This window comes from Streptomyces sp. RLB3-17 (assembly GCF_007113425.2).
GTDB lineage: Bacteria > Actinomycetota > Actinomycetes > Streptomycetales > Streptomycetaceae > Streptomyces > Streptomyces mirabilis_D.
The window spans coordinates 11,815,076-11,835,707 of record NZ_CP041610.2 but is presented as its reverse complement, the minus strand read 5'-3'; the positions used below and the strand labels follow the sequence as shown (position 1 = coordinate 11,835,707).

27 protein-coding genes and 1 pseudogene are annotated in these 20,632 nt (G+C 68.1%); 10 read left to right on the top strand and 18 right to left on the bottom strand.

The genetic code is table 11. The features are described 5' to 3' along the window. A complete protein-coding gene (gene tnpA / locus FNV62_RS53620; protein WP_143605034.1) occupies nucleotides 1-429 on the top strand; it encodes an IS200/IS605 family transposase in 429 nt (142 codons plus the stop codon). A 93-nt stretch (nucleotides 430-522) separates the two neighbouring features. Here tnpA and FNV62_RS53615 read toward each other — a convergent pair whose 3' ends face one another. From FNV62_RS53615 to FNV62_RS53605, 3 genes are all read right to left on the bottom strand, one after another. After that, nucleotides 523-786: a hypothetical protein gene (locus tag FNV62_RS53615; protein ID WP_205522505.1), complete on the bottom strand. Its 264-nt coding sequence runs from the start codon at nucleotides 784-786 to the stop codon at nucleotides 523-525. Between the two features lie 635 nt (nucleotides 787-1,421). Then, nucleotides 1,422-1,838 (bottom strand): SsgA family sporulation/cell division regulator, encoded by a 417-nt coding sequence (locus FNV62_RS53610; RefSeq protein ID WP_143605033.1) that lies wholly within the window; start codon nucleotides 1,836-1,838, stop codon nucleotides 1,422-1,424. A gap of 118 nt (nucleotides 1,839-1,956) precedes the next feature. Beyond that, the gene (locus tag FNV62_RS53605; protein WP_143605032.1) at nucleotides 1,957-2,409 is read right to left on the bottom strand and encodes a hypothetical protein; all 453 of its coding nucleotides are present in this window, start codon (nucleotides 2,407-2,409) and stop codon (nucleotides 1,957-1,959) included. Nucleotides 2,410-2,852: 443 nt separating this feature from the next. On the opposite strand from FNV62_RS53605, the gene FNV62_RS53600 reads away from it, so the two are divergent. Then, the gene (locus FNV62_RS53600) at nucleotides 2,853-3,296 is read left to right on the top strand and encodes a MarR family winged helix-turn-helix transcriptional regulator (protein ID WP_225900757.1); all 444 of its coding nucleotides are present in this window, start codon (nucleotides 2,853-2,855) and stop codon (nucleotides 3,294-3,296) included. A 129-nt stretch (nucleotides 3,297-3,425) separates the two neighbouring features. Here the strand turns inward: FNV62_RS53600 and FNV62_RS53595 are convergent, their stop codons facing one another. After that, nucleotides 3,426-4,145, bottom strand: coding sequence for an IS6 family transposase (locus tag FNV62_RS53595; RefSeq protein ID WP_143652508.1), 720 nt, complete (start codon nucleotides 4,143-4,145; stop codon nucleotides 3,426-3,428). A 432-nt stretch (nucleotides 4,146-4,577) separates the two neighbouring features. Here FNV62_RS53595 and FNV62_RS53585 point away from each other — a divergent pair, with 432 nt between their 5' ends. The 3 genes from FNV62_RS53585 (at nucleotide 4,578) to FNV62_RS53575 (ending at nucleotide 5,996) form a co-directional block, all read left to right on the top strand. After that, the gene (locus tag FNV62_RS53585; RefSeq protein ID WP_164331928.1) at nucleotides 4,578-4,730 is read left to right on the top strand and encodes a hypothetical protein; all 153 of its coding nucleotides are present in this window, start codon (nucleotides 4,578-4,580) and stop codon (nucleotides 4,728-4,730) included. A gap of 173 nt (nucleotides 4,731-4,903) precedes the next feature. Next, nucleotides 4,904-5,293, top strand: coding sequence for a hypothetical protein (locus tag FNV62_RS53580; RefSeq protein WP_144316298.1), 390 nt, complete (start codon nucleotides 4,904-4,906; stop codon nucleotides 5,291-5,293). A 328-nt stretch (nucleotides 5,294-5,621) separates the two neighbouring features. Beyond that, nucleotides 5,622-5,996 carry an SsgA family sporulation/cell division regulator gene (locus FNV62_RS53575; RefSeq protein WP_375336824.1) on the top strand — a complete coding sequence of 125 codons (375 nt, stop codon included), beginning with the start codon at nucleotides 5,622-5,624 and terminating at the stop codon, nucleotides 5,994-5,996. Between the two features lie 119 nt (nucleotides 5,997-6,115). Here the strand turns inward: FNV62_RS53575 and FNV62_RS53570 are convergent, their stop codons facing one another. Beyond that, nucleotides 6,116-6,820: a TetR/AcrR family transcriptional regulator gene (locus FNV62_RS53570; protein WP_143605028.1), complete on the bottom strand. Its 705-nt coding sequence runs from the start codon at nucleotides 6,818-6,820 to the stop codon at nucleotides 6,116-6,118. A gap of 119 nt (nucleotides 6,821-6,939) precedes the next feature. Here FNV62_RS53570 and FNV62_RS53565 point away from each other — a divergent pair, with 119 nt between their 5' ends. The 4 genes and pseudogenes from FNV62_RS53565 to FNV62_RS53550 all read left to right on the top strand — a co-directional run bounded on the left by FNV62_RS53565 (nucleotide 6,940) and on the right by FNV62_RS53550 (nucleotide 8,324). After that, nucleotides 6,940-7,128 carry a hypothetical protein gene (locus FNV62_RS53565; RefSeq protein WP_164331424.1) on the top strand — a complete coding sequence of 63 codons (189 nt, stop codon included), beginning with the start codon at nucleotides 6,940-6,942 and terminating at the stop codon, nucleotides 7,126-7,128. Then, nucleotides 7,104-7,316 (top strand): annotated as a pseudogene (locus FNV62_RS53560) (helix-turn-helix domain-containing protein); the annotation flags it as partial. The gene FNV62_RS53565 and the pseudogene FNV62_RS53560, both read left to right, overlap by 25 nt. Beyond that, a complete protein-coding gene (locus tag FNV62_RS53555) occupies nucleotides 7,313-7,861 on the top strand; it encodes a transposase (RefSeq protein WP_240361553.1) in 549 nt (182 codons plus the stop codon). The pseudogene FNV62_RS53560 and the gene FNV62_RS53555, both read left to right, overlap by 4 nt. Nucleotides 7,862-7,904: 43 nt before the next feature. Continuing rightward, the gene (locus tag FNV62_RS53550) at nucleotides 7,905-8,324 is read left to right on the top strand and encodes a hypothetical protein (protein ID WP_143605026.1); all 420 of its coding nucleotides are present in this window, start codon (nucleotides 7,905-7,907) and stop codon (nucleotides 8,322-8,324) included. A 287-nt stretch (nucleotides 8,325-8,611) separates the two neighbouring features. Here the strand turns inward: FNV62_RS53550 and FNV62_RS53545 are convergent, their stop codons facing one another. From FNV62_RS53545 to FNV62_RS53505, 9 genes are read right to left on the bottom strand one after another with little or no spacing between them, the layout of a single operon-like run. Then, entirely contained in the window at nucleotides 8,612-9,118 is a 507-nt protein-coding gene (locus FNV62_RS53545; RefSeq protein ID WP_143605025.1) for an ester cyclase, read from the bottom strand. Then, a complete protein-coding gene (locus FNV62_RS53540; RefSeq protein ID WP_143605024.1) occupies nucleotides 9,115-9,435 on the bottom strand; it encodes a Dabb family protein in 321 nt (106 codons plus the stop codon). Before FNV62_RS53540 ends, FNV62_RS53545 begins: the two co-directional genes overlap by 4 nt. 17 nt (nucleotides 9,436-9,452) lie before the next feature. After that, on the bottom strand, nucleotides 9,453-10,259 hold the full coding sequence (locus tag FNV62_RS53535) for an SDR family NAD(P)-dependent oxidoreductase (protein ID WP_143605023.1): 807 nt from the start codon (nucleotides 10,257-10,259) through the stop codon (nucleotides 9,453-9,455). A 20-nt stretch (nucleotides 10,260-10,279) separates the two neighbouring features. Further along, nucleotides 10,280-10,846, bottom strand: a complete 567-nt coding sequence (locus FNV62_RS53530; protein ID WP_143605022.1) for a YceI family protein — start codon at nucleotides 10,844-10,846, stop codon at nucleotides 10,280-10,282. A 48-nt stretch (nucleotides 10,847-10,894) separates the two neighbouring features. Continuing rightward, nucleotides 10,895-11,992 (bottom strand): LLM class flavin-dependent oxidoreductase, encoded by a 1,098-nt coding sequence (locus tag FNV62_RS53525; RefSeq protein ID WP_143605021.1) that lies wholly within the window; start codon nucleotides 11,990-11,992, stop codon nucleotides 10,895-10,897. 6 nt (nucleotides 11,993-11,998) lie between these two features. Beyond that, on the bottom strand, nucleotides 11,999-12,853 hold the full coding sequence (locus FNV62_RS53520) for an ABC transporter ATP-binding protein (protein WP_225900755.1): 855 nt from the start codon (nucleotides 12,851-12,853) through the stop codon (nucleotides 11,999-12,001). Beyond that, nucleotides 12,850-13,710, bottom strand: a complete 861-nt coding sequence (locus FNV62_RS53515; protein WP_164331927.1) for an ABC transporter permease — start codon at nucleotides 13,708-13,710, stop codon at nucleotides 12,850-12,852. Before FNV62_RS53515 ends, FNV62_RS53520 begins: the two co-directional genes overlap by 4 nt. Further along, nucleotides 13,707-14,639, bottom strand: a complete 933-nt coding sequence (locus FNV62_RS53510) for an ABC transporter permease (protein WP_143605019.1) — start codon at nucleotides 14,637-14,639, stop codon at nucleotides 13,707-13,709. The genes FNV62_RS53515 and FNV62_RS53510 overlap by 4 nt, the downstream gene beginning before the upstream one ends. A gap of 7 nt (nucleotides 14,640-14,646) precedes the next feature. Then, nucleotides 14,647-15,636 (bottom strand): ABC transporter substrate-binding protein, encoded by a 990-nt coding sequence (locus FNV62_RS53505; RefSeq protein ID WP_143605018.1) that lies wholly within the window; start codon nucleotides 15,634-15,636, stop codon nucleotides 14,647-14,649. A gap of 577 nt (nucleotides 15,637-16,213) precedes the next feature. Between FNV62_RS53505 and FNV62_RS53500 the strand changes: the two genes are divergently transcribed. Beyond that, the gene (locus FNV62_RS53500; protein WP_143605017.1) at nucleotides 16,214-16,759 is read left to right on the top strand and encodes a flavin reductase family protein; all 546 of its coding nucleotides are present in this window, start codon (nucleotides 16,214-16,216) and stop codon (nucleotides 16,757-16,759) included. Between the two features lie 278 nt (nucleotides 16,760-17,037). On the opposite strand, the gene FNV62_RS53495 is transcribed toward FNV62_RS53500, so the two are convergent. The 4 genes from FNV62_RS53495 to FNV62_RS54965 form a co-directional block, all read right to left on the bottom strand. Beyond that, nucleotides 17,038-17,715 (bottom strand): Crp/Fnr family transcriptional regulator, encoded by a 678-nt coding sequence (locus FNV62_RS53495; RefSeq protein WP_143605016.1) that lies wholly within the window; start codon nucleotides 17,713-17,715, stop codon nucleotides 17,038-17,040. Nucleotides 17,716-17,905: 190 nt separating this feature from the next. Beyond that, entirely contained in the window at nucleotides 17,906-19,198 is a 1,293-nt protein-coding gene (locus tag FNV62_RS53490; protein ID WP_143605015.1) for a M24 family metallopeptidase, read from the bottom strand. Between the two features lie 587 nt (nucleotides 19,199-19,785). Continuing rightward, nucleotides 19,786-20,316 (bottom strand): MarR family winged helix-turn-helix transcriptional regulator, encoded by a 531-nt coding sequence (locus tag FNV62_RS53485; RefSeq protein ID WP_205522504.1) that lies wholly within the window; start codon nucleotides 20,314-20,316, stop codon nucleotides 19,786-19,788. 41 nt (nucleotides 20,317-20,357) lie between these two features. Then, nucleotides 20,358-20,606 (bottom strand): hypothetical protein, encoded by a 249-nt coding sequence (locus FNV62_RS54965; RefSeq protein WP_181360987.1) that lies wholly within the window; start codon nucleotides 20,604-20,606, stop codon nucleotides 20,358-20,360. Nucleotides 20,607-20,632 lie beyond the last annotated feature (26 nt).

Here is a 20,632-nt window from a genome sequence, read left to right as displayed (position 1 = left end):
ATGTCACCACGCTGGGAGCCAAATCCCGATATCCGCAGGGGCCGTAGCGTCGTCTGCACCCTCCACGCGCACTTGGTCTTCACCCCCAGGTACCGGCGCGGACCATTCACCGACGAGATCCTTCGGCGCTGCGAAGAGGTCATGCGCGACGTGTGCACCGACTTCGGAGCGGAGCTGCGGGAGTTCAACGGCGAACGCGATCACGTCCACCTGCTCGTGCACTACCCGCCCAAGGTCGCCATCTCCCGGCTCGTAGGCTCCCTCAAGGGTGTCTCCGCCCGGCGCCTGCGGCAGGAGTTCCCCGGTCACATCCGCAAGTACCTGTGGGGTGAGCACTTCTGGTCGCCTTCCTACTTCGCCGCCTCGTGCGGGGGCGCCCCGCTCGCTGTCATCAAGGAGTACATCGAGAACCAGAAACGTCCCAGCTGAGGTCAATAGCGCAGACCCGTGCACCCGCGCGGGTCAGAGCAGCGTTAAGAAGCGCTTCCTCCCGGGCGTGAACGCCCGGGGTTCCGCGCTAGATCATGCTGAACTATGTGGCAGGGACAGACCGTTGTGGACGGCGTCGAAGTCGCGGCGGAGGTTGCGGGCGAAGCCCGCAAGCGGAGCCAGGGTGTCGTCCTCGACGCCGGCGATCCACTCCTCGAGCCGGTCGCCTTGGCGCGCAGTCATCATGACGGCGAACTTCCTGACGTGGCCAGTGAGCCGGTCCAGCTCGGGGTCGCGCTCACGCAGGCGGTGCAGCTTGTCGGCATCGCCGTCGCGGAGGTGTTCGGGATGGGTCATGATCCATGAGGTGACCTCGCGGACCGAGGGAGGCTTGGGCCCGACGACGGTCTGGCGTCAACCACCGCACCGTCTCGCCCATACAAGAAATTGTAAACGTAGTTGATGGCTCACCAAACTACACATGATCATCTTGGCATCGACGGCCGACACAATCAGCAGGCCGCCGAGGTCGATGTCATCGCCTGGTGTAGCTGGTCGTGTCACCGGTGTCCCACTCAAGCGGCTCCGGTTGTGGCTGCGCGGGCACGGCATCGTGCCGGTGGCCGGGAACGGATGGGCAGGTATAGCACGAGTTGTTGAACAGTTCCGGATGTCGTCGTTTGAGCAGGGCGTAGGCCCTCAGTCGTGCAGTACGCCGACGCTGAAAAATGTTCATGAACGCCTCCGTCGAAAGGAAGCCCGGGTTCGCGCTGCTACCAACCTGCTCGTATCAGGTCACCACGCACGTAACTCGGTCCCGTTCATACGCCAGGATGCGAGGGATTGAGGGTGCGGCCCCGTCGTCCCGAACAGCCTGACGCCCGCTCTGACAGAACTAGGACGGCGGTCGGCCGAGGAACACAGTGGTCGATCTCGAGCACCGCCAGGATGCGGCATGGAGGCACTCAGCTTGGAACGGTAGCCCAGCCCTCTCAGCGGGTGCCGTGCAGCAGCTGAGACAGTTCGGCGTCTACGTCGAAGTTGTCGGCCTCGTGGCCGGCCGGCACCAACCGAAAGGTGCGCTCCAGCCACTGCTCCACCACCGGGAACGGCGCAGTGAGCCATGCAACCCCGGACTCGGAGGACAGGGAGAGATTCAGCTCGGCACCGAGCCCGGATCCTGTCGGCCAGATCTGCACATCCCCCTGCCCACTTGGCTGGGAAAGACCCTGCACCAGTAGGTCTCGGGCCACGATCCACTGGACGGAGTGGTCAACACCTGGGTGGAAGACGATGCGCACGGCAAACGGGTCGTGCGCTTCGTACACCAGGCGGGTGGGCACCACGATTCGCTCGTCGAGCGCGCGCACGAGCCCCATGTACAGCATCTGATCTGAGTAGATTGCCATGACTCACATTGCTTCTCGGAGGCCGGGTAGGTGCACCGCTGCGCCACGAGCGGCGTGCAAATCGGGACTCGGTCCGGGCCGGCGCGCAGCACGCCCGGCCCGGACCTGCCTCGGAGGATCAGTAGAAGATGCCGTGGTCGAAATCATGGGCATCGCCGGTCCCGACGCACCAGGAACCATCCTCCCACCGGTAGAACCGGTGACCGTCGTACCGGTAGCGCTCGCCGCGGTCACTGGAGTACCAGTCGCCGTTGGTCCGGTGCCACCTGCGGTGACCGTCCCAACGGTTTTCCCCACGGTCGTAGCGGTGGGATTCATGATCGTTCCAACGGCCATAGCGGCCGGCGCCGTTGCGGTCGCTCCGACCGTCGTAGTTGGAATCGCTGCGATTGTCGGCGTGGTCGTTGCCGTATCGGGCCGCGCTCGCGGAGTGGAAGGCGACGGCCGCCGTGCGATCAACCGCCGGGCCGGATGCGGCCGAGGCGGTGCCGCCCACTGCCAGGAGGGCGCCCACCGCGACGGTGAGCGTGGCGGCCGCGGTGGCGGTCCGCCGTCCGAGGGCATGACTCATGGTCATTCTCCTTAGTCTGCTCCGGAGCCCTGGGTCGAGGCTCCGGTTTTGATGGCGTGGGTTGCCCCAGTACTCGTGGGACTGGTGGGCTCCCATACCCCGGCCGCCGACGTCCGGGGAGATGGGCTCCTTTGCCCAACCGGCTTCACAACGGGCCGGTTCGCTCTGACGGACTTCACGGTTGATGCCGCGACCGGGGATCGCAGCGGGATCTCTCGGAACCCGCAATCGTTGATGCATCAACTGAATCCTAGAAAACTTCAACTTCACGTGAAGGTCAAGTGAATGTGTGGCTCCTCACTTAACTTGACGCATCAACTACCTCTGTTAGCGTGAACCTCATGGCAGCTGACGCGAAACACCCTCGGACTGAGGCCGGGGCTCATGAACCGCGCTGGCTGACGGATGACGAACAAGACGCCTGGCTGTCACTCGCTGCAGTGGTGACCAAACTGCCAGCCGTCCTCGACGCCCAGTTGCAGCGTGACGCCGGCATCACTCTCTTTGAGTACCTCGTCCTCGCCGGACTGTCCGAGGCGCCCGACAGGGCGCGGCGAATGAGTGACCTCGCCGTCCTGGCCAACGCCTCCCTGTCCCGGCTGTCCCATGTCATCAAGCGGCTCGAGCGGCGCGGCTGGGTGCGCCGCGAACCGTGTCCCAAGGACCGACGCTGCACCAACGCCATCCTCACCGAAACCGGTTGGGCCAAGACAGTGGCCACCGCCCCCGGCCACGTCGAAGCGGTACGGCACCTCGTCATCGACGCCCTCACGGTCCCGCAGCTCAGTCACCTGACGGGCATCAGCCATCGGATCCTGCACCGGATCGACCCAGGAAATCCCAGGCCCACGGAATCGACACGCAGGACTTCGCGGGCGGACACCTAGTGTGTCGCTGCTTAGTTGTGGTGTGTCTGGTTGGGAGGTTGGTGTCTGGCAGGCGCTGTCACGTTGTTAAGTGCGTGGGTTTCTGACGTCGTGTCAGGGCGTGGCGGAGGTCGGGTCTCGGGTCGGTGCTCAGGCTTCGGCGGGCAGGCCCGCGATGCCGGTGACCTGGTCCCAGATCGCGAAGCGGATGGTCATTTCGGATCGGTAGTCGGAGGCTGTCATCAGATGGCGGCGGGGCCGGAAGTGCGGTGAGATGCCGCTGAACGCGGACAGAAACCGCTGCGCTGCGCCCACACTACGGAAGCCTTTCATCGCCTGTTCACGCTGTCTGGTGGGCTGATGACTGTTCTCCGCCCGGTTGTTCAGACCCTTGTGTGAGCGGTGTTCGACCGAGGGCATGACCTCGCGGTGGGCCGCGCCGTAGGAACGCAGCCTGTCGGTGACGATCACCCGCGGCACCGCCCGGGTCCTCTTCATCAGACGGCGGAAGAAGCGTCGAGCCGCGGCCTTGTTGCGACGGTTCTGGACAAGGATGTCGAGGACGTTGCCGTCCTGGTCGACGGCCCGCCACAGGTACTTCAGCTCCCCGTTGATCTTGATGAAGACCTCGTCCAGGTGCCACTTGTCGCCAGGCCGGGGCTGGCGGCGGCGCAGCGCGCCTGCGTAGCCCTGCCCGAACTTGACGCACCACCGCCGGACCGTCTCAGACGAGACGACGACACCGCGCTCGAGCATCAGCTCCTCGACCTTGCGGAAGCTGAGCGGGAAGCGGTGGTAGAGCCACACGCAGTGGGCGATGATTTCCGCCGGGTACCGGTGCCCCTTGTACGACGGCGGCGCGCTACCCACGGACAACCCCCCTCCACCATGATCAACCAGAAGATCATCCCATCCGGTCAGCCAAACGTGACAGTGCCCCTGTGAGGGCAGGCCGTGCAGCAACGCCGCCAGGAACGCGCGATCGCTTGGAGAGAACCGAATCCTCTCGCCACCGAGTTGGCGCTCCAGCACCGTGATCTGATGGCGCAGGGCGAGGATCTCTGTGTGCTTGTCCCGACGCTCATGGGCAGCAGGCGCAGCACGGCGAACACGTTCGCCACGGTCAGGTAAGCCAGTCGCAGCAGCACGACCGGCCATCATGCCGGGGTGATCGCAGGCCGCGCGAGAGTACCAATCCGAGCATCCGCGCTCGAGACCCCGCGCATCCCGCACACCGACTTCCACCTGAGCGGATGAGGTTTTCGGCAAGGGCAGCGTCGGCCGCGGGAGAGCCGAGCGGTGATGTTGGACGACATCCCCGATGCGCAGGTCGCGGCGCAGGCGGCGCCTGATCCCGGCGGCTCCCAGCACGAGCTTGGCGTCGGCGCCCCGGCGCCCGCCGCCTCGGCCACCGTCGCCCTGCTCGTGCCATTCGGCCCCTCCGACGTGCTGTGATGAGCCTCACCGCAAACATGAGGGCCCCCTCGAGTACGCTGGGCAGCGCCGAACGTGAGGACCCCCTCCGGATGATCCTCCCCGTTCGACACCCGGCCGATCCGGATTCCCCGGATCACGGACAGGACGGCCGCCCGGTCAACGGAATCGCGGCACATCACAAGGAGATGACCATGAACAAGTGGATCAAGCGCGTCTCGACCGCTGTCGCTTCTACGGCGCTGGCAGGCGGAGCCCTTCTCGGAGTCAGCGGCACGGCGTCAGCAGCGACGGCCTCGGCGCCCGGGGAGCACACGCAGTCCGCGATCACCGCCTTCACCGCCGGCGGCGACCGCGCGAGCGGATACCAGAGCACTCACCACGGCGCACAGGACGACGGCTGGGGCGCACCCCGCGGCTGGTACACGAACGACGACCGCCAGGGCCACTACGGGGAAGAGCGCTGGAACGGTAGCCACCTGTACGTCTGGGACGGGTACCGCTGGGGCGAGGTGACGACGTACCGCGTCAGCGCCGAGCGCTGGTACCTGGACCAGGTCGCGTGGTCTGCGGACCAGCACTGATGCAGCCGCAGGCCAGCACGGTCGGTTTGACCGGCCGCAACGACGTGGCTTTGGGGTGCGCCGTTGCGGCTCGTCAAACCGACCGCTCGCCGAGCCGACATCGAGCGCGAGCCGGTGAAATCGCCCCCTGGGCGAACAAGGACAACACGCGGGAACCGCGTGGGCTGCTGGTGTCCACCGGCGCTTCCGGTCGCGCCGGCGGTACCGCCACCCCCGCGCCTCGATGCACACACGGAGCCATCGCAGTGCCGGGCGAGCGGAGACATGGAAGTGAGGGACAGTGAGATCGGTCAGAACCGTGGCACACGAGCTGCCCGTGCGGCTCGTCTTGTCGCACGACCTGTCGGTGTCGATACCTGCAGCACTGCAGTACGACGCGGATGATCCCTATGCCGTGCGTGCCGTCTTCCACCCCCTGGACCAGAGCGGAACGGTCGAGTGGTTCCTCAGCCGCGACATGCTGGCTCAGGCTCTGAGCGAGCACACCGGGCACGCAGACGTCCGCATGTGGCCGACCAGTGACTCGGGACGCGATGTGGTGCGCACGGTCCTCAGTTCACCTGCGGGATCGGCCCTGCTCGAGTTCCCCGCGCAGGGCGTGGAATCCTTCCTGCGCGAAACGCGGTCCGCGGTGCCGCCGGGAACCGAATCCAGCCGGTTCGACCTGGACGCCGAACTGGCACAGCTGCTGGCGGAAAACTGAACACCATCCCCCTGGACGGTGACGCCCCCGCGGGACTGAGGGCCCGGATGCCGACCGCGGCACCGGGCCCGCCGCATGTCCCCCTGTATGCCCTGTTGCCCGACGTCGTCAGCCGCGGCTCATGCCTCCTCGCGGCACTCGCGGCACTCCTCTTCGGGGCACTCGAGAGTGGTGAGGGTCTGCGCGACCTGCTGAGGGGTCAGCGCGGGTTCGGGCAGCTCGTGGGCGCACTCGGCGCGGAAGGCGTCGAGCAGCAGGTGGAGATGACGGCGCCAGGCGTTGGGAGCGACGGCACGGGTGGCCTGGATGATCCCGACCTGGGACCAGATCACGAAAGCGATGTCCTCCGGAGTGACATCGTCACGCAGGACACCCTGCTCCTGGGCGTTCCGGAAGATCTGAGCGACCCGTTCCTTCGTACGCTCGAACATTCCCCTGCCGAGCACATGGACGGGCAGGCGGGCCGAGACCAGGTCGTTGAAGGCCCGGTCACAGGCCTGCAGTTCACAGAGCTTTTCCAGGTAGGAGCAGAACCCCTCCCAGGCGTCGTCCATGGCCGCGGCCTCTTCGGCCGCAGCGAGCAGATCCGTGAACTTCGCGGTGAAGAGCTCCTCGACAAGGTCGAGCCGGCGCGGGAAGTGCCGGTAGACCGTGCCGATCGCGACACCCGCCTCGCGGGCAACACCCTCCAGGGAAGCGTCCAGCCCCTGCTCGGCGAAAGCCTTGCGGGCAGCGGCCACGATCGCGTCCCTGTTGCGCTGCGCGTCGCGGCGCAGCGGTTTGGCCGGCGCCTGGGACGCGGACAGGACGTGCTGGTGACTCATGCACCCAGACTAACATGAGGGGCCCCTCAAATTAAGCTGTGATCTTGCTCATGGTACGGACGGAACGTTGTCCTTGCCGAAAAGTTCGTCCGTACAGATCACGCAGCATGTTGGTACTCGTGGAGGATGCCGCCGAGTCGGTCGCGTTTTCGTATGTCGAGGCGGGCGATCCGCCCCGGATCGGTGATCGGTGGGGGCAATGGGTGCAGTGGGCGGGCGTTGGCGATGCCCTGATGTGGTCGATGCCCGTTGTAGAACTGCTCGAACTCCCTCAGCGCGCGGCGGGCGCCGGTTCCACAAGGGCATGACGCTGTCGGCCATCGCGCAGATGCTGCACCGGCACGGCTTCAGCCACCAGGTCCCCGCCCGCCGCGCGGTGGAGCGCGACGAGGAAGCCGTCACCGGCTGGGTGAAGGAGACCTGGCCCCAGGTGGAAACGCCGTGGCGGCGCTCGGGGCCTGGCTGTGCTTCGAAGACGAGGCCGGGTTCTCGATGACGCCGCCCACCGTCCGCACCTGGGCCAGGCGCGGACACACACCTGTCATCCGGGTGCGGGGACGCTCCCAGCGCCGTTTCTCCATCGCCGCTCTGGCCTGCTACAAGCAGGGCGAACGCTCACGCCTGATCTACCGGCCCAAGCGGCACGTCGATCACAAGCGGGGCGGCAGACGCAGTTTCGCCTGGACCGACTACCGCGATCTGCTCATCGCCGCCCACCAGCAACTCGACGCACCGATCGTGCTCGTGTGGGACAACCTGAACGTGCACAAAGACCGCCGACTGCGGGAGTTCATCAACGCCCACGACTGGATCATCTGCTACTTCCTGCCGGCCTATGCACCCGACCTCAACCCCGTCGAGGGCGTCTGGTCACTGCTGCGACGCAGCAGCCAGGCCAACACCGCCTTCACCGACCCTGACCACCTCATGAGCGCGCTTCGGCACGGTCTCCGCCAGATCCAGTACCGCAGCAACCTCATCGACGGGTGCCTCGCCGAAACCGGCCTCACCTTGACGACATCACGGCAACAGCGTCAGTAGCGCGTGGGTGCGTCGGGGCGTGGTGTGCCCGAGCCTTGGACCGGTGGATCGCGAAAGCCTTCGCCCCCGACCGGCTCGCCGCCACCCTCACCGCCCTAGCCCAGGCCAGCGCGGCAGCGAAGCGGCCGAGACCCTTACGCCGGAGCAGGCCCAGGCCCGGAGGACGGTCAAGGAGTGCGAGCGGCGCCTCGCCCGCTACCAAGCCGCCCTCGAAGCCGGCACCGACCCCGCCGTCGTCACTCAATGGATCAACGAGGCACAGGCGGACGAGGAGACAGCACGCAAGGAACTCGACACGCCGCCTGCCGCCACTCGAACGAAAGAAACTCCCCTCACCGCCGACCAGATCCGGGGGATCACTGAGAGACTCGGAGATATCGCACAACGCGTGCACGCCGTCGACGCAGAGAAGAAGAGCCCGCTCTACGAAGCGGATCACGATCACTTACGAATACGCAGGTAGGGCCCCGACCGTTAAGTCGAGGCCCTCGTCCGCGTATCGCTACAGCCAGTGTCCGAGGGGGGAGTTGTCGGCTGACGATACGGCGGTGATCGCGCGCAAGGACGGCTCAGCGTGCACGAACCACCCGGGGGCTCCCCCCGGAGTCACTCTCCAGGTTGACCAGCCGGGCTCACGAGATTCCTCCCTCCCCCGAGCGTCCGGGTGTGCTGTTCCGGGGCGATCAAGGCCGACCGCGCTATCCTCGCCGGCAGCCCACGGTAGCGGGACCGGCGCGATGGAGTACGCGGCTACGGGGTCGTACCGTTGACCTGGATGTCGAGCAGCTCCGCGGTGATGGGAGCGCCGAGCTGACGGAGCAGGCCCAGCTCGTCACCGAAGAACCAGGCCTCGGCGACCAGGCCGTCCTCGATGCGCCACACGCCGCACTCCAGGACCTCCAGGCGCCGGTGGGTGGCCGGGATACCGAAGAGCTGACCGGTGTGGGTGCCGCGCAGGGTCCAGACGGCCCATACGCGGTCGTCCTTGGCGATGATGTCCGCGATCGTGTCGACGCGGTCGGAGATCGAGTGGGCGTCGTATCCACGGCCGTCCTTCATACCGGAGATGTCCGCCAAGGATGCGAATCCCCAGCGGTGGTGGCACATGCCGGGGCGCATGAACTTCCTGCGCTCGGCGAACGGCACCGACCGCAGCCGCACGATCAGATCGATGTTGGCCTGTTCCTGCGGGGTGTAGCTGCGCGGATCCACGTCCGCCAGCAACGCTGCGGCGACCAGGCTACGGACCGCGCTCATGCCGCCGCCCCCGCCGGGTCCCGTTCGACGACCCAGTCCAGGACGATCCGGCCGACGCAGGTCTCGTCCAGCCTGGACAGCAGCGCGGCGTGGACGGGGTGCTTCTGATAGCGGTCCAGCGCGTCCTCGTCCACCAGGCGTACCAACATGCCGTGCGTGACCCCGGCGTCGAGGGACCGCGTGTGGAAGTTCGGGCCGACGGTCAGTTCGATCAGGCCCGGCAGGACGGCGATGCCCGCGGCGAACTCGACGAGCGCCTCGGTCACCGCCTCCTCCGCGCCCGGTCGCGCCTTCACGACGATGATGTGTTCGATCATTATGGTTTCCTTCGGATCTACAGCGCGTTGACGGTGATCCCGCCGTCCACGATGAGCGACGTGCCAGTGATGTAGCCGGCCCGCTGGGACGCCAGGAAGGCCACTGCCTCGGCGACCTCGGCCGACTCGGCCCACCGACCGAGCAGAACGCCGAGCTTGGCGAGGTAGGCGTCGAGGAACTCCTCGGTCGTCTTGCCCGCCTTCCCCGCCGCCGCGGCGGCCCAGCCGACCCGCCACTCGGTGGCGACCAGGCCGGGGACCACGGCGTTCACGGTGATCCCCTCGGGCGCAAGGTCGCGGGCCAGGTAGCGGGTGGCGTGGTGCATGGCCGCGTTGTTGAGGCCGTGGGTGAGGGCGCCCTCCCAGACGGTCTCGCCGGCGACGCCGCCGATGTTGACGATCCGGCCGGCGCCGGTCTTGTCCAGGAGCGGGTGCAGCGCCCGGATGACCCGGAGCATGCCGACGGTTTTCACGTCCAGGTCGGCGGCCCAGTCGCCGTCGTCCCAGAACAGCTGCCGGTCGAGCCGGCGCATCCGGTGCCCGGCAGCGATCACGAGGATCTGCACGCGGCCGAACTCCAGCTCGATCTGGCGGGCGGCCACCTCGACCGACGCCCGGTCGGTGACGTCGGCCTGGATGCCGACGACCGGTCCAGGGTGTCCCAGCGCCCGTAGCTCGGCCACCGTCTCGTCGAGGGTGGTCTTGGTACGGGCGAGCAGGACGACGCCCGCGCCCTCGGCGAGCAGCGCTGCGGCCGCGGCCTTGCCGATGCCGGTGCTGCCGCCGGAGATGACGGCCGTGGAGCTGGCGATTCCGAGATCCATTCGTGTCTCCGTTCGGTCGGTCAGGACTGGGTGAGGACGAGCTCGATCTCCAGCGTGATCCGGACGAGGTCCGACACGATGGCGCCGCCGGAGTCGAGTGCGGCGTTCCAGGTGACGCCGAAGTCCTTGCGGTTGATCTCGGTGACGGCGGAGAATCCGGCCCGGATCGCGCCGCGATGGGAGATCGCCCCGCCGAAGACGGTGTCGAGCACCACCGGCCGGGTGACGCCCTTGATGGTGAGGTCGCCCGGGACGTTCCAGCGCCCGTCGGCGGTCGGCTTCGCCGAGCCGCCGGTGAAGGTGATGACTGGGTGGGTCTCCGCGTCGAGGAAGTCCGTGGAGCGGATCAGCTCGTCGCGTTTGGGGTGACCGGCGCTCACCGAGGCGACGTCGATGTCCGCGCGCACGGTCGCGCCGAGCGGGTCGCCGGCCGGGACCTCGACGGTGCCGTTGACGGCCCCGAACCGGCCGGTCACCTGGGCCACGGTCATGTGCCGTACGGAGAACTCGACGAGCGAATGGGCCGCGTCGACGGTCCAGACGCCGGGCTGGAGCGGGGTCTCGGTGCTGCTCTGCAGGGTGGTCACAAGGTGCCCTTTCTTCGGTTTCCCGGCTTTCGTGAGGGATGGGGTCGGTCAGCTGGTGGTGGCGGAGTACGCGACGTGCTCGGCGGTCTGCACGGGGTCGGTGAAGCGGGGCATCACCTCGTCGATGAAGCGGCGCATCGAACGGGCGCCGAGGGCCGGGCTCATCTGCCCGTAGAGGAAGACCAGCGTCATGTGGCCGACGCCGATGCCCTCGTACTCGCTGATCTTGCGGGCCACGGTCTCCGGGCTGCCGACGATCATGGCCTTCTCCACGAAGTCGTCCCGGTCCACGGCCGAGACGCCGACGATGCTGGACTTGAACCCGGCCGCCGCCGCGGTCCCGCCGAACGACTTCTTCGACTGCTCGGCGAGGTAGTCGAGCGGCCCGGCGACGTCGGCCAGCGCGGACTCGTCGGTCTCGCCGACGTAGACCATCTTCTGCACCATCGACCATTCCCGGGCGAAGGCGAGCGTCTCCTCGTCGTGGCCGGACGCGTTCAGCGTGTCGTGGTAGAGCCGCCACTTGCGGGCGGTCTCGGGCACGGCCTCGCGGGCGGTCATCAGCACCCAGCCGCGCTCGGCGGTGTGGACGATGCCCTCGTCGGACAGCGCGGCGCGGCCGAACCGCGGCCCCGGCTCGGTGTACGAGGTCGGCATGATCCGGCGGGTCAGCACGCCCTTGGAGTGCGGCGTGGCATACTCCAGGTCCGGGTCGTCCAGAGTCTTGCGGCTGGCCTGCTCCGCGATCTGGATGACCTCGTCCATGAGCGCGCCGCGCTGCGCCGGGTCCCGGCCAAGACCCTTGTACTCCTGCGGGGACCCGCCCGTGCCGACGCCGATGATGCACCGGCCCCGGGTGAGGATGTCGAGGGTGTTGCACGCCTCGGCGAAGTTCATCGGGTTCCACAGTGCCGGGACCGCGACCGACAGCACCACATGAGCGTTCGTCAGCTGAGGCGCCAGGTACGCCCCGAACGTGAACGGGTTGCCGTAGGTGTTGTAGCCGGTGAAGTGGTGCTCGGTGAGGCACACGCCGGCGAATCCGCTGCGGTCGGCGAGGATCGCCTGCGCCGTGACCGCGTCGATCACGTCGAGGTCGTGGTCGGGCCCCGGGGACTGGGCGTTCAGGTATACCGAGAAACGCATGACGATCTACTCCTTGGATCCAATGGATACGGGATCGGACGGCGGCGGGCCTTGTGGCGGTGGCTCCTGGGAATCCGGGTGGCGCAGATGGTTCGCCACCTCCGTGCGGAGCTTGACGAAGTCGGCCGTGGCCCTGGTGGCGATCTGGTCGCGAGGCGTCGGCAGCGCCACCGGGATGTCGTCCGCGACGGTCGCGGGTGGTCTGGTCAGCGCGATCACCCGATCGGAGATGTAGACACTCTCGTCGACGTCGTGGGTGACGAACAGGACCGTGACGCCGAACAGGTCGCGCACCGCCAGGGTGAGGTCCTCCAGGTCGGCCCGGGTCTGCGCGTCGACGCTGGCGAACGGTTCGTCCATGAGCAGGACCTTGGGGCGGCACGCCAGGGCGCGGGCGATGGCGACCCGCTGCTGCATGCCGCCGGACAGCTGCCAGGGGTAGCGGTTCCAGGCGTCGGCCAGGCCCACCGCCTCCAGGGACTCCTGGACCCGCGCCCTGCGCTCGGCGCGCGGCACATGCGTCGCCTTCAGCGGAAACTCGATGTTGGCGCCCACCCGCAGCCACGGGAACAGCGAGCGGCTGTAGTCCTGGAACACGATCGCCAGGTCACGGGGCACTCCCCGCACGGGCGCCCCCAGCACGCTCATCTCGCCCGAGGTGGGCTTGAGCAGGCCGGCGACACAGAGCAGCAGGGTCGACTTGCCGGTGCCGGACGGCCCGACGATCGACACGAGTTCCCCGGGGGAGATCGTGAAGGACACGTCGGCGATCGCTTGGTGCGTCACGCCCTTGGCGACGTACGTGTGCGACAGCCCGCGTACGTCGATCATCGCCGTCTGGGTCGTTTGCGCGTCGGTCACTTGCCTCGAACCCCCTTGTGCCAGTGCAGGAGCCGGCTCTCGACGGAGAGGAAGACGGTGTTGATCAGGTAGCCGACGATGGCGAGCAGCGCCATGGCGGCCCACATTCCCGTCATGTCGAAGTGCTGCTGGGCGGTGATGAGGTTGAAGCCGAGGCCGCTGGTGGCCACCACCCACTCCGAGAGCACCATGAGGATCAGCGCGAGGGCGATCCCGATGCGCATCCCGGCCGCGATGGCCGGCGCGCTCGAGGGCAGTGCCACCTGCGCCAACCGGCGCCACCGGCTCAGGCGCAGAGCCCGCGCGGTGAGCCGCAGCCGTGGATCGACGGAGGCCGCCGCGGTCATCGTGTTGAGCAGGACCGGCCAGACGCAGCCGAACGCGATCAGTGCCACGCGCATGCCCGTGGATGCCCCGAACAGCAGGAGGAAGACCGGTACAACCGCCGGGGTGGGCAGCGCCCGCAGGAACTGCGCCGGCGGGTCGATGATCTGACGCGCGGTCCGTGCGGAGCCCGCGAGGACCCCGACCACTACGCCGATCAGTGACCCGAGCAGCCAGCCCGCCAGTGTCCGGCCCACGCTCGGCGCGACATCGGCCATGAAGGCCGAGGTCACGAACAGGTGCGTGGGCGGGCCGGAGAACCAGTCGGCGAGGATCCGGTCGAGGATCTCGGTCGGCGACGGGAAGAACAGGTTGCCGGCGTTGCGCGTCGCCCACTGCCAGGCGAGCAGCAGCAGGACGAGTACTCCGAACCGCACCACGGCGCCCTTGCCCAGCCTGGCCAGCAGACGGACCTGGCGTCCCGGCCGCCGGAGTCCCGGCCGCCGGATCAGGCCGGCTGTCGTCGTAATCATGACGTTCCCTCCCGTCCGTGCCATGGGAACGCGCGCCGCTCGATCGCGGTGGCCGCGGAGTTCACGGCCAGGCCGAGCAGTCCGGCGACCGCCACCGAGGCGTACACGAGATCGGCGTGGAAGCCGCCGCGGCTGGAGTCGAGAATGAACGCGCCGATCCCCTGGGTCGTACCGATGATCAGTTCGGCGGCGACGGTGACCACCAGGGCCAGGCTGACCGCGATGCGCACCCCGGAGCCGATGGCCGGCGCCGCGGACGGGATGACGACGGTGCACACCCGGCGTGGCCACTTCGCCCCGAACAGGCCGGCCGTCTGCAGAGCGACCCCGTCCACGTCCTGTACACCGTGCACGGTGTTGAGCAGGATCGGCCAGAAGACCGCGACGGCGACCGCGAGGACCACACTCGTCTGCCCGAGCCCGACCGTGAGCGTCAGCAGCGGGATGATCGCCACCGCCGGCAGCGGTCGCAGCACGTCGATCACCACCCGGGTGGCCCGCAGGGCCATGGGGAACAGCCCCAGCAGCAATCCGCAGACCACCGCCATCGGCGCGGCCACCAGCATCGCGAGCCCGGCCGAGGCGAGCGTGTACCCGATGTCGGACAGGAAGGGCGACGCGGTGAGCAGCTCGCCGAGCCGGGCCACGATCGTGGTGGCCGGCGGCAGATAGCGCGGTTCGACAAGGCCGCACCAGCTCACCAGCTGGTCGGCGAGGCAGATCGCGAGCAGGCCGACCAGCCCGCGGACGAAGGCGCTGCGCGCCGCCGCCCGCGCGTATCGGGCGGGCCGGCCCGGGCGCCGTAGCGCCGCCGCCGAGGCCGCCGAGACCGCCGCAATGCTCCGGGCCGTGCCGGTGCCGCCCTCTCCGGCCTCCGTACGGGCCCGCTGCCCAACCGTCCCCGGGCTGGTCGGATTCCTGGTGAACATGACCCGGTCAGCTCCCGGACGGGGCCGGCGCGGCGAACGACTTACCGGCGTCGATCTTGGCGGTGAGCAGACCGTTGTCCACCATGAGGTCGGCCAGGGACTGCAACGCGGCCGTGTCCGTCACGTTTGGGATGTACGTCGGCAGCGTGATGCTCTTCGCCAGTTCATCGGTGACGCCGCTGTACTTGGGGATCAGCGCCCGGACGACGCTCTGGTCCGCGTCCGCCTTCTGGTTGGCGGCGGTGAGACCGTCACGGAAGGCTGTGACCGCCTCCGGGTTCTTCTGCACGTACGCGTTGGTGGCGACGTACGCCCCGATCAGCATGTCCTTGTTGCCGCCGGTGAAGACGTCCAGCACCACGTTGGTCTTGAGGTGCAGCTTGATCTCGCTCTGGAACGGCTCGGGCGTGCACACCGCGTCGGTGACCTTGTTCTGCAGGGTGCTCTCGTGGTCGACCTGGGGCACCGTCACGAACTGGACCTTCTTGGCATCGACGCCGACGGCCTTGAGCAGGTTCGGGATGGCGAGGGCGCAGGAGGAGGTCGGCGATGGGATGGCGACCTTCTTGCCGACCAGGTCGGCCGGCTTGGTGATCCCCGAGTCGGACCGGCTGAGCACCCGGATCTGACCTGGCGCCCCCTGGTCACCGAGGGCGACGATCGAGATCGGCAGGCCCTTTGCCTGGGCGGCGAGGATGTCAGGCACGGTCGCCCACACGACCGGGTACGCGCCGGACATCAGCCCGACGATCGTGGACTGGGCGCCCTGGTGGGTGTGCAGGGCGACCTTGATGCCCGCCTGTTCGAACGTCCCGGACGACGCACCGTACGCCGCGGCGGCGCTGGAGGCGTTCGGCGGCGCGTCGACCGTGATCGTCGACGCGACCCCACCGGCCGCGGTCCGGGTTCCACCGCCGGACGCGGCCGGCGTCGGCCCCGGAGAACCGGAGCAGGACACCAGAGCCGACGCCGAGACGGCGGCCATAATGACGTACACACATCGAGCGAGTCGGCTCGACCGACACATATGTGCTCGTCTTGTCATCGACGATGCACCTTCCCTTCACTGTCGCTGTAGTGACGGGTGCGGGGCCTCAACAGCCCCCGATCGCAACGGTCCGCACTGACAGCTGCGCTGGCGAGTACCCGACGGAATGACTGATCGTCACCGCACGGGAATGAGCCTGTAATAACGCCGAATAAAAGCCGACGGCGACCGCACGGGTCAATGAACCTTCCTGTGGAATCCTGCACTTCGTGGCAGCCGACGAATGTCTTGACCCGATGCCGCGCAGCGTGAATTGTTGAAGGCACCTCCGCCTCCGGCCCGCGCGGTTCTCGTTTGCCGGCCACGGGTCATGGTTGCGGGAGGGGGCAGGTGGTTGTCCACAGTGGATCCCGATCGGGCCGGCAGCCGGTGACGGTGTACCTGGTGACAGCGCGTTGGCACTGTTCGCGGACAACGGCTACGAAACCGACCGTGTCTGATTCTGCACAGACGATTGTGCCGGGCGTGTGTTCCCTGCTTCGCTGAACCGGCGATACGTCCCTGCCCTGACATTCGAGGAGTCCGAATGAGTACGGGGTTCACCGATTGCATGTCGATGTCACCAGTGGTCAATCTGGCGGGCTACGGAATTGAAGCTGACCATTTCCGGTCGCTGGCCGCCGCACTTCCGACGGGCGTTACCGTCGTCACCACGCTGACGGCGGACGGCGCACCGGTCGGCATGACGTCGGGGGCCGTGTGCAGCCTGTCGTGCGAGCCGCCTCTCGTGCTCACTTGCATCGGGAAGGGCTCGCAGACGCTGGGGGCGATCAAGCAGCGGCAGAGCTTCTGCGTCAACGTGCTGGCGTCCGGCTCGGACGCGATCTCGAACCGGTTCGCGACCTCCGGCGGTGACAAGTTCACCGACGTCGACTGGCGGCCGGGGCCGGGCGGGCTGCCGGTCCTGACCACGGGCACGACAGCGCATGCGATCTGCGAGCTGTACCAGGTCGTCCCCGCCGGCGACCACGAGATCGTCATCGGGCTGATCGTCGCAGGAGATTCCGACCCCTCGGGATCGCCGCTCGTGTACTACCGCCGTGGCTACGCGGGGTTCGACGCCCTCGCCTGAGTCTTCATGATCTCATCGACGCGCCCCGCGGACAGGGCGCCGAAACGGCCGAGACGGACTGGTCAGGCACATCGAACGCACCATCAGTCCGTCGGCGACAGCCGTGCACACGAGCTGCCGGGGCCCCGCAGCCGTGGCAGACGGCCGTGTCCTGCGGCGTCCGTGCCCGAACCAGAATCCGGTTCCTCGGATCGATCACCGAGAAAGCCGGATCCGTGACAGCCCGTCAGTGCTCGCCTGGTGACCTGCTCGAAGCGGCTCGGTTCGGCCGGGCAAGGTCATGCGCGCGCCTTGTGGGTCAGTTTGGCGATGTCGAGGATGACCAGGCTGCGGAGTTCAAGGCGGACGACGCCTCGGTTGGCGAGTTCGGACAGGGACTTGTTGACGCTCTCGCGTGATGCCCCAACGCAGTGTGCGAGTTGTTCCTGGGTGAGGCCGTGGTCGACGCGGATGCCTTCGAGTGTCGGGGTGCCGAACTTCGTGGCCAGGTCGAGGAGCATGCGGGCGACGCGGAGCGGGATGTGGCCGTGCAGGAGATTTTCCACGGCGTCGTTGACGCGCCGAACCCGACGAGCGAGCAATTGCAGGAAGTGCCATGCCACGTCGGGCTCCTCCTGCAGCCAGCGGCGTACGGCCGACGCCGTGAACTCGACCAGTTCGAGGTCGGTCAGGGCGGTCGCCGTGGCTCTGCGCGGCGCCGGGTCGAACAGGGTGAGCTCGCCGAGGAGGTCGCCAGGGCCCAGTACGGCCAGGAGACTGTCGCGGTCCGCGCCGGCGGGGCGGGTCATCCCTATCTTGCCTCGGGTGATCACATACATCGAAGTGCCGAGATCGCCGAGCCGGAACACGACCCCGCCGCGCTCGAGATGCCGCCGCTGCGCCACCGTCTCCAAGGTGAGGGCCGCATCCGGACGCAGCCCGGCAAACAGCACGGTATTGGCCAGGATCTCGTTCACCCCGCCATGGTATGTATCGTTCACGACGTATACCAGAGTTCGAATTTCGGTCCTGTGAGAGACAGGCGACAGGAGTGCCCGGTCGAGGGCGGATACGGCCGTATCCGGCAACAGACCACGCCACAAGGCGCGTTGTGGGCGGGCGGGTGAGAGACAGATCCCACCCCGACTTGTGCCGGTTGGCGCCCCGTCAGTAAGGGTTGGCGACGAACAGGTCCTGGGCCGGGAACAGGGTCAGGACCTTGGCGCCGTCGGCGGTGACGACGACCTCCTCCTCAATGCGGGCGGCCGAGAAGCCGTCGGAGGCGGGGCAGTACGTCTCGAGGGCGAACACCATGCCTTCCTCGATCTCCACAGGGTTCTCGAGGGAGGTGAGGCGGCTGATGATGGGCCGTTCGTGCAGGCCGAGGCCCAGGCCGTGGCCGAACTGGAGGCCGAAGCAGTCCATCTCGGTGGCGAAGCCGAACTCGGTCGCCTTCGGCCAGGCGCGGGCGATGGTGTCCGTCGTCTGCCCGGGGCGTACCAGCTCGATGGCGGCGTCGATCCACTCACGGGCTTTGGTGTAGGCGTCGCGCTGGCTGGGGGTGGCGGAGCCGACGTTGAGGGTGCGGTAGTAGCAGGTGCGGTAGCCGTTGTACGACTGGATGATGTCGAAGAAACAGGTGTCGCCGGGGCGGATCAGCCGGTCGGTGAAGTTGTGCGGGTGCGGGTTGCAGCGCTCCCCGGAGACCGCGTTGATCGCCTCCACGTCGTCGGAGCCCTGCTCGTAGAGGTACTTGTGCGCCAGCCCAACGATGTCGTTCTCGCGGATGCCCGGCTTGAGGGCGTCGGCGATCTGCTGGTAGGCGCCGTCCACCATCGCCGCGGACTGGCTGAGCAGCAGGATCTCGTCGACGTTCTTGATCTGCCGCGCGTCGAGCATGACCTGCTGGCCGTCGGCCACCCGGATGCCGGCGCGCTGCAACTCGAACAGGAACGGCGGCTCCATGATGTCGATGCCGACCGGCCCGCCAGCCACCCCTGCCTGCACCAGCAGGTCCTTGATCTCTGCGACGGCTCGCTCCATCAGCCCGGCCTCCGGCGCGATCGCCCCACGCAGCCCGAGCAGCCCCGCTCGGGAGTTGCCCGGCGCCAGCCACGGCGCGTACAGCTGATGGTGCCGGGCCGCGGACCCGAAGTCCCACACCACCGGCTCGCCGCCCCGGGTGAGCAATGCGTAGCGGGTCATCTTGTCACGCGACCACTCACCGATGACGGTGTTCGTCAGATAGCGGATGTTGTTCACGTCAAATACCAGCAGCGCGCCAAGGTCGGATGCCTCCAGCGCGGCGCGTGCCCGGGCGAGCCGGTACGCCCGCAACCGGTCGAAGTCGACGCGGGTCTCGAAATCGACGGCGGTGTGGCCCGGCGCCGGGATGTACGGGGTGACCGAGAGCCGGCCCTGCAAGTCGTGGGCCGGGTTGGGTGCCGCACTGATGGTCACTGGTGTCTCCTGTCGGGTCGAGTCCGCCGACGACCGTGACGTCTTGCGCCGTCAGGCCGGCGCCGGGGCGCGGATGGTCGGCACGCGCACGCTAGGTTCGCCCATGACACCGGGTCAATCGACCGTGCAGATCTGCACAAGCGGCCACACCGGGATTGACATCCCGGAACGAGGCCGAGTCCCCCGCCGTGCGCTCGTCCACCATGGCCGCGCGGTGTTCGTCCGGCACCCGCCGGACGCGCTCATGGACCGAATCAGGCCGCGAACGCTGCCGTTCCCGGCCTTGACGACCCAGCACCATCGCATCGCCTTGATCCGCAAGATCGTGACCAGCGACGATCTTCCGCTCATGAAACGGATCGCAGCCGCCCTGAGCCTCCCGCACTGCTGCCTCCTGTGGTCGGGAGGCGTTAAGGGCGATGCCGGACGGCGTTGCCCCTCCTTGGTGTGCCGGATTCCCCGACGTCGCAGGTACTGACGGCTGGTCGTACGCAATAGCCGTCGGCCGTGGGGAGGTTGCTTGGCCGACACTTGCTCCCCGGCCGCCGATGTGGCCGGCGTGATGACTCGGACGCCCTGGTACGTCGTTACTTCCCGGCGTCGTCGTTGGCGTCGCGCAGTTCACGCATGGCATCGGCAAGCTTGGCCGCCCGGTCGCGTCCGAGGGGAGTGAGGACGCGAGCGCGCAGGATCTGTGCCACCGTCCGCGAGATGGCCCGGGCAGTGTCCTCGCCCCGGCCGGTCAGTTCCAGGTAGGCGACGCGCCGGTCGGCCTCGCACGCCACACGCCGGGCCAGACCGGCCACGCAAAGCCGGTCGGCGAGCTTGGTGAACCCGCCGCTGTACACGCCTGCCTCCTGCGCCAGGCGTGACATCGGCATCCGGTGCTGGGAGGCAGCGAGCAAGCGCACCACTACATCGGCGAGGCCTCGACCGAGGTCGAAGCGCTCGGCAACCTCGCTCACGAGAGCGTCCTGGGGGGCGTAGAAACCCTGCATCACCAGCATCCACCAGTCGAGCAGGTCACGATCGATGCTCTGGTCGACGCCTCGGCCGTCACCACCGTCGGTCGGCGACGGTGATACCGCGCTCTGATGGCCCCTCGTTTCGGTCCCCATGGCACTCTCACCTTCCTGGCAGCGCGGACGTTCCCGATCACTCAGTGGTGAAGGCCCGGCCGTCCCAGGAGGGCGCGGGTCATCAGCCCGCCGGCGATGCCGAAGCCGGCGGCCGCGGCCGCCCACCAGGGTGCCCAGGGGAGCAGCCCGAGGGCCTGGTCGACTGGCCAACGGCCGGGTCCGGTGAGCGTGAGCACGGCCGGCAGGACGATCAGGACGAGCGGGTACTCGTAGCCGTCGTTCTGCACCCAGAGCCCGTTGTGCCACTTCACCGTGACCGCGACCGTCATGACTCCCGCCCGCGATGGTCGAAGTG

Bases quoted from the DNA above. Each gene is read 5' to 3' on its own strand.
- FNV62_RS53545 (WP_143605025.1), bottom strand. From the start codon at position 9,118: ATGAGCGCGGTCCGTAGCCTGGTCGCCGCAGCGTTGCTGGCGGACGTG.
- FNV62_RS53540 (WP_143605024.1), bottom strand. From the start codon at position 9,435: ATGATCGAACACATCATCGTCGTGAAGGCGCGACCGGGCGCGGAGGAG.
- FNV62_RS53515 (WP_164331927.1), bottom strand. From the start codon at position 13,710: ATGATTACGACGACAGCCGGCCTGATCCGGCGGCCGGGACTCCGGCGG.
- FNV62_RS53615 (WP_205522505.1), bottom strand. From the start codon at position 786: ATGACCCATCCCGAACACCTCCGCGACGGCGATGCCGACAAGCTGCAC.
- FNV62_RS53510 (WP_143605019.1), bottom strand. From the start codon at position 14,639: ATGTTCACCAGGAATCCGACCAGCCCGGGGACGGTTGGGCAGCGGGCC.
- FNV62_RS53570 (WP_143605028.1), bottom strand. From the start codon at position 6,820: ATGAGTCACCAGCACGTCCTGTCCGCGTCCCAGGCGCCGGCCAAACCG.
- FNV62_RS53485 (WP_205522504.1), bottom strand. From the start codon at position 20,316: ATGGGGACCGAAACGAGGGGCCATCAGAGCGCGGTATCACCGTCGCCG.
- FNV62_RS53585 (WP_164331928.1), top strand. From the start codon at position 4,578: ATGTTGGACGACATCCCCGATGCGCAGGTCGCGGCGCAGGCGGCGCCT.
- FNV62_RS53525 (WP_143605021.1), bottom strand. From the start codon at position 11,992: ATGCGTTTCTCGGTATACCTGAACGCCCAGTCCCCGGGGCCCGACCAC.
- tnpA (WP_143605034.1), top strand. From the start codon at position 1: ATGTCACCACGCTGGGAGCCAAATCCCGATATCCGCAGGGGCCGTAGC.
- FNV62_RS53580 (WP_144316298.1), top strand. From the start codon at position 4,904: ATGAACAAGTGGATCAAGCGCGTCTCGACCGCTGTCGCTTCTACGGCG.
- FNV62_RS53500 (WP_143605017.1), top strand. From the start codon at position 16,214: ATGAGTACGGGGTTCACCGATTGCATGTCGATGTCACCAGTGGTCAAT.
- FNV62_RS53535 (WP_143605023.1), bottom strand. From the start codon at position 10,259: ATGGATCTCGGAATCGCCAGCTCCACGGCCGTCATCTCCGGCGGCAGC.
- FNV62_RS54965 (WP_181360987.1), bottom strand. From the start codon at position 20,606: ATGACGGTCGCGGTCACGGTGAAGTGGCACAACGGGCTCTGGGTGCAG.
- FNV62_RS53610 (WP_143605033.1), bottom strand. From the start codon at position 1,838: ATGGCAATCTACTCAGATCAGATGCTGTACATGGGGCTCGTGCGCGCG.
- FNV62_RS53555 (WP_240361553.1), top strand. From the start codon at position 7,313: ATGACGCCGCCCACCGTCCGCACCTGGGCCAGGCGCGGACACACACCT.
- FNV62_RS53605 (WP_143605032.1), bottom strand. From the start codon at position 2,409: ATGAGTCATGCCCTCGGACGGCGGACCGCCACCGCGGCCGCCACGCTC.